A 6,000-nucleotide genomic window follows, 5' to 3' on the forward strand; every position below is an offset into this window, starting at 1 on the left:
GATTGGAAGGAAGCTCATGACCGACACCAACGACACGATCCCGGAGATCGGCGAGAACCCCACCGACGCCGATCAGGCGGTCACCCCGATCGACACGCCGGTCGATGAGCGTGAGGACGGCGAGAGCCGCCCGCGTCCGAACGAGTCCGAGGGCTGCCCGGTGATCCACGGCGGCCAGCCGCACCCGACCACCGGCAACGCCAACAGCGTGTGGTGGCCGAACCAGCTGAACCTCAAGATCCTCGCGAAGAACCCGGCCGTCGCCAACCCGCTCGGCGAGGACTTCGACTACAAGGCGGCGTTCGAGTCGCTCGACCTCGCCGCGGTCAAGGCCGACATCGCCGAGACACTCACGACGTCGCAGGACTGGTGGCCCGCCGACTTCGGCAACTACGGTCCGCTCATGATCCGCATGGCGTGGCACAGCGCCGGCACCTACCGCGTGACCGACGGCCGTGGTGGTGGCGGGGCCGGTCAGCAGCGCTTCGCGCCGCTGAACAGCTGGCCCGACAACGTCAACCTCGACAAGGCTCGCCGCCTGCTCTGGCCGGTCAAGAAAAAGTACGGCCAGTCGCTCTCGTGGGCTGACCTGATGATCCTCGCCGGAAACGTGGCGCTCGAGTCGATGGGCTTCACGACGTTCGGCTACGCCGGTGGCCGCCCCGACGTGTGGGAGCCCGACGCGGACGTGTACTGGGGCCCGGAGACCACCTGGCTGGACGACGAGCGCTACTCGGGCGACCGCGAGCTCGAGAAGCCCCTCGCCGCCGTGCAGATGGGCCTCATCTACGTCAACCCCGAGGGTCCCAACGGCAACCCCGACCCGCTGGCCTCGGCCCGCGACATCCGCGAGACCTTCGGCCGCATGGCGATGGACGACGAAGAGACCGTCGCGCTCATCGCGGGAGGCCACACGTTCGGCAAGACGCACGGCGCCGCGCCCGACACCAACATCGAGCACAACCCCGAGGCCGCCGGCCTCGAGCAGCAGGGCCTCGGCTGGAAGAACAACCACGGCACCGGGCACGGTGACGACACCATCACCTCCGGCCTCGAGGTCACGTGGACCTACCACCCCACCCGCTGGGACAACGAGTTCTTCCACATCCTCTACGCGTACGAGTGGGAGCTCATGCGCAGCCCCGGCGGCGGCCACCAGTGGCGTCCGATCAACGGCGGCGGCGCCGACATGGTGCCGCAGGCGCACTCGAACGGTCGTCGCGAGCCGCGCATGCTCACCAGCGACCTGGCGCTGCGCACTGACCCGGCGTACGACGCCATCTCGCGCCGCTTCAAGGACGACCCCGAGGCGTTCGCCGACGCGTTCGCCCGGGCGTGGTTCAAGCTGACGCACCGCGACATGGGCCCGATCGACCGCTACCTCGGCGCCGAGGTCCCGACCGAGGAGCTGCTGTGGCAGGACCGCGTCCCGGCCGTCGACCACGAGCTCATCGACGCGGCAGACGCTGCGGCGCTGAAGGCTCAGATCCTCGACTCGGGCCTCACGCTCTCGGAGCTCGTCGAGACGACGTGGGCCGCGGCATCCTCGTTCCGCGGCAGCGACAAGCGCGGCGGAGTCAACGGCGCCCGCATCCGCCTCGCTCCGCAGAAGGACTGGGAGGTCAACAAGCCCGCCCAGCTCGCCACGGTGCTCGCGAAGCTCGAGCAGATCCAGGCCTCGTTCAACGACGGTCGCACCGACGGCAAGAAGGTGTCGCTGGCCGACCTCATCGTGCTCGCCGGCAACGCGGCGGTCGAGAAGGCCGCCCAGGACGCGGGCGTCGACGCAGAGGTGGTCTTCCACCCGGGCCGCACTGACGCCACGCAGGAGCAGACCGACGTGGAGTCGTTCGCGTTCCTCGAGCCGATCACCGACGGATTCCGCAACTACTACGGGCCCCGGGCGTTCATGCCCGAGGAGCACCACCTCATCGACCGGGCGAACCTGCTCACGCTGAGCGCTCCGGAGCTGACGGTTCTCGTGGGCGGTCTGCGCGTGCTCGGTGCGAACTGGGACGGCTCGGACTACGGCGTCTTCACCGACCGCAAGGGCGTGCTGACGAACGACTTCTTCGTGAACCTGCTCGACCTCGGCACGACCTGGAAGCCGCTCGACCCCGGTGCACACGCGTTCTCGGGCGCGAAGGACGGTTCGGGCGAGCCGGTCGGCATCGGCACGCGCGTGGACCTGCTGTTCGCCTCGAACTCCGAGCTGCGCGCCGTCGCCGAGGTGTACGCCTCGGACGATGCGAACGAGAAGTTCGTGCGCGACTTCGTCAAGGCATGGGGCAAGGTCACCGAGCTCGACCGGTTCGACCTCGTCTGACCTCTCGACGCACGAAGGAGCGGCCCGCCCCGGTAGGGGGCGGGCCGCTCCTTCGTGCGATGCGTCAGCGCTTACTTCACGCGCGCCTCGGCCTGGACCGGGGGCAGCGTGCCCTTGGGCTCGAAGAGCGCACGGTGCAGGACGCCGGCGAGAAGACCGCCGACGATCGGGAACACGATGAAGACCCACAGCTGCGAGAGGGGTCCGGGGCCGCCGTAGATCGCCGCGGCGATCGAGCGGGCCGGGTTCACCGAGGTGTTGTCGATCGGGATCGAGATGAGGTGGATGAGGGTGAGCGTCAGGCCGATCGCCAGAGGTGCGAGCGCCGCCGTGCCCCGGGTCGAGTGCGTCACCCCGAGGATGATGAGCACGAAGATCGCCGTCAGCACCACCTCGGCGATGATCGCCGCACCGAGCTCGAAGCCGCCGGGGGATCCGAAGTCGCCGGTGCCGTAGCCGTTCGACGCGAATCCGCTGTCCTGGGCGTTCGCCAGCCAGTTGTCGGTCCCGAAGATGCCGATCAGCACGATGAGCGTCGTGCCGAGGGCGCCGCCGATCACCTGCGCGATGATGTAGCCGATCGTGTTCTTCCACTCGAAGCGCCCCGCCGCGGCGAGCCCGAGGGTGATCGCGGGGTTGAAGTGGCCGCCCGAGATCGGTCCCCACGCGTACGCGCCCGCTACGACGGTCAGACCGAACGCGAGTGAGACGCCGACGAAGGCGATGCCCAGCGGGTTGCTCTCCGAGTCGGCCGGGAAGTTGGCTGCGAACAGGGCCGCGCCGACACCGCCGAAGACGAGCAGAAACGTTCCCAGAGCCTCCGCGACGAGCCTGTTCACCGTGGTGGGCGGGATGGTGGTATCCGACATGGCGGACTCCTTTCCTCGTCGTGAGGCTAGCGCTACGCCCAGCGGATTCCCAGGAACCGGGCGCGGAGTGTCGGCGTGCGACGCCACGTCAGTCCATGTTTCGCTGCGTGTTCAGGCGTTCGTTCACATTCGTTGGGCCGGCGGATGCTGCGCCACGAGGTCGGCGCCGTGTCGTGCGCCGAAGGACCCTGCCGGCAGCTGCGGGCTCAGAGTCGCCCGGCGGCTTTGAGCGCCAGATACCGGTCGGCGATGCGCGGTGGCAGGTCCTCCGGGGTGGCCGCGATCGCCTCGCCCCCCGCGCGGCCGATCGCAGCGGCCACGACGCCGGCGTCGTGCGCACTTCGCTCGATGGCGGCGGCGCGGTAGACGTCGGCGGCGTCGGGGCGCTCGGGCAGGGGCTCCTGTTCATCGGTCACCGCGCCGACCAGCACATGGGCCCCTCGGGACAGCGCGGGCAGCGATCCCAGGAACCCGCGCGCGGCCTCCGGGGCGTCCTGCGCCGTCAGGAGCACGACCAGCGACGGCCGGGACGTGAGCGCGCGCACCTGCGCGAACGCGGCATCCCAGTCGGTGTCGATGAGCTGGGGCTCGACCGGCGCCATCGCGTCGACCATCGCGGGCAGCAGACCCGGGCCGTCGACGCGCGTGACGCGGGCGCGGATCGTGCGGTCGAACATCAGGAGGTGCACGTGGTCGCCCGCCCGGGTCGCGAGCGCGGCGAGCAGCAGCGCGGCCTCCATCGCGGCATCCATCCGCACGCCGTCGCCGACGCGTGCCGCCGCCGTGCGTCCCGTGTCGATCACGATGACGACGTGCCGGTCGCGCTCGGGTCGCCACGTGCGCAGCATCGTCGTGCTCGACCGCGCCGTCGCCCGCCAGTCGATGGAGCGCACGTCGTCGCCGCGGACGTATTCCCGCAGACTGTCGAACTCGGTGCCCTGACCGCGCACCTGGATGCTCGTGTTGCCGTCGAGCTCACGCAGCCGAGCGAGCCGCGAGGGGAGGTGGCGTCGCGCCGTGAACGGCGGCAGCACGCGCAGCGTGCCCGGCTCGTCGAGGCGCGCCTGGCGTCCGGCGAGGCGCAGCGGCCCGTCGGATCGCACCACGACGAACCTCGATCGCAGCTCGCCGCGTCGACGGGGGAGGAGCGGGAGGCCGATCGCCCGGGACTCGCCAGGCGGGATGGCGATCGCCGGGCGTTCCGCCGGCGCGCCCGCGGTGGGCTGCCACGCGTCGCGCACGCGTCCGCGAACGGTGCGATCACCGGTGTTGCGCAGCACGAGCTCGGCCCGCACCGCCTGTCCGAGCAGCACGCGGCTCGGAAGGCGTCGCACCACCGTCATCCGGCGCGGATCCGGTGCCGCCGCCGCGTCGCCGAGCGCGGCGATCAGGCACAGCAGGATCCACCCCGCCGCCGCGAGCCACGGGTCGACCCCCGCCGCCGAGAGCAGCACGACGGGCACCGCTCCGACGGCGAGGAGCAGCGGCAGCCGGCCAGTGACGTACATCAGGCGTCGTTCCGTTCGGCGCGTTTCGTCTCGCTCGTTCCTCGCTCGCTCAACGACCGGCTCCTAGATCGGGACCCGGGTCTGCTGCAGCACCGAGCCGAGCACGGCGTCGACCGATACGCCCTCGAGCTCGGCGTCGGGGCGCAGGCGGATGCGGTGCCGCCACGTCGGCAGCAGCATCGTCTGCACGTGGTCCGGCGTGATGGCGGGGTACGCCCCCAGCCACGCCCACGCCTTCGACGCCGCCAGCAGGGCGGTCGCCGCGCGGGGGCTGACGCCGAGCTGCACCGAAGGGCTGCTGCGCGTGGCCTGCGCGAGGTCGACGATGTAGCCGAGCACGTCATCCGAGACGGTGACGGATGCCGCGGCGCGCTGCGCCGCGCGGATCTCGTCGGCCGTCGCGGCGCGGCGCAGGCCCGCACCCGCGAGATCCCGGGGGTCGAAGCCGCTCGCATGGCGGCGCAGCACCGCGAGCTCGGCATCCCGAGCCGGAACGTCGACGATGAGCTTCAGCAGGAACCTGTCCAGCTGCGCCTCTGGCAGCGTGTAGGTGCCCTCGTGCTCGATGGGGTTCTGCGTCGCGGCGACGAGGAACGGGTCGGGCAGCGACCGCGTCACGCCGTCGGTCGAGACCTGACGCTCCTCCATCGCCTCGAGCAGCGCCGCCTGCGTCTTGGGCGGCGTGCGGTTGATCTCGTCGGCGAGGACCACGTTGGTGAACACAGGCCCCTCGCGGAACTCGAACTCGCCGGTCTTCGCGTCGTAGACCAGTGAGCCTGACACGTCGCCCGGCATGAGGTCGGGGGTGAACTGGATGCGCGTGGTGTCGAGGCCGAGCGCCGTCGAGAACGACCGCACCAGCAGCGTCTTCGCGACCCCCGGCACGCCTTCGAGCAGCACGTGGCCGCGTGCCAGCAGCGCGATCAGCAGGCCGGTGACCGTGCCGTCCTGGCCGATGACGGCCTTGCCCACTTCGAGGCGCACGCGATTCATCGCCTCGCGCAGCGCGGCATCGTCGGGGCGTGTGGTCGGGCGGTCGACCGCGTCGGACGCGGTCGCACTCGGCGTCACGGGCGAATCCGTCATCGGGGGCTCCTTTCAGGACGGACGGCCGCGCGTACGGCGTCCTCCAGGTCTCTCAGGCGTGTGCTCAGGGCGACGAGGTCGGCGTCGCTGCGCGGGATCTCGTCGAGCAGGATGCCGCGCACCGCGCGGCGGTCGAGGCCGGTGCGGCCTGCTGCGGCGTCGGCGATCTCGGGGGCCGCGGCGTTCGCGGCGAGGCCGAGCAGCGCTGCGA

4 protein-coding genes and 1 pseudogene are annotated in these 6,000 nt (G+C 71.3%); 1 reads left to right on the forward strand and 4 read right to left on the reverse strand.

Annotation, left to right across the window (positions count from 1 at the left end; genetic code table 11):
- Positions 1-16: 16 nt before the first annotated feature.
- Positions 17-2,326, forward strand: coding sequence for a catalase/peroxidase HPI (katG, locus tag VIP82_RS05700; RefSeq protein ID WP_331906528.1), 2,310 nt, complete (start codon positions 17-19; stop codon positions 2,324-2,326).
- Positions 2,327-2,397: 71 nt separating this feature from the next.
- Here katG and aqpZ read toward each other — a convergent pair whose 3' ends face one another.
- The 4 genes and pseudogenes from aqpZ to VIP82_RS05720 form a co-directional block, all read right to left on the reverse strand.
- Positions 2,398-3,195, reverse strand: a complete 798-nt coding sequence (aqpZ, locus tag VIP82_RS05705; RefSeq protein ID WP_331906530.1) for an aquaporin Z — start codon at positions 3,193-3,195, stop codon at positions 2,398-2,400.
- A 206-nt stretch (positions 3,196-3,401) separates the two neighbouring features.
- The gene (locus VIP82_RS05710; RefSeq protein ID WP_331906532.1) at positions 3,402-4,703 is read right to left on the reverse strand and encodes a DUF58 domain-containing protein; all 1,302 of its coding nucleotides are present in this window, start codon (positions 4,701-4,703) and stop codon (positions 3,402-3,404) included.
- 63 nt (positions 4,704-4,766) lie between these two features.
- On the reverse strand, positions 4,767-5,789 hold the full coding sequence (locus tag VIP82_RS05715) for an AAA family ATPase (RefSeq protein ID WP_414684616.1): 1,023 nt from the start codon (positions 5,787-5,789) through the stop codon (positions 4,767-4,769).
- Positions 5,786-6,000 (reverse strand): annotated as a pseudogene (locus tag VIP82_RS05720) (DUF4350 domain-containing protein); the annotation flags it as partial. The pseudogene VIP82_RS05720 and the gene VIP82_RS05715, both read right to left, overlap by 4 nt.

The sequence above is a fragment of the Microbacterium sp. genome (assembly GCF_036566905.1).
GTDB lineage: Bacteria > Actinomycetota > Actinomycetes > Actinomycetales > Microbacteriaceae > Microbacterium.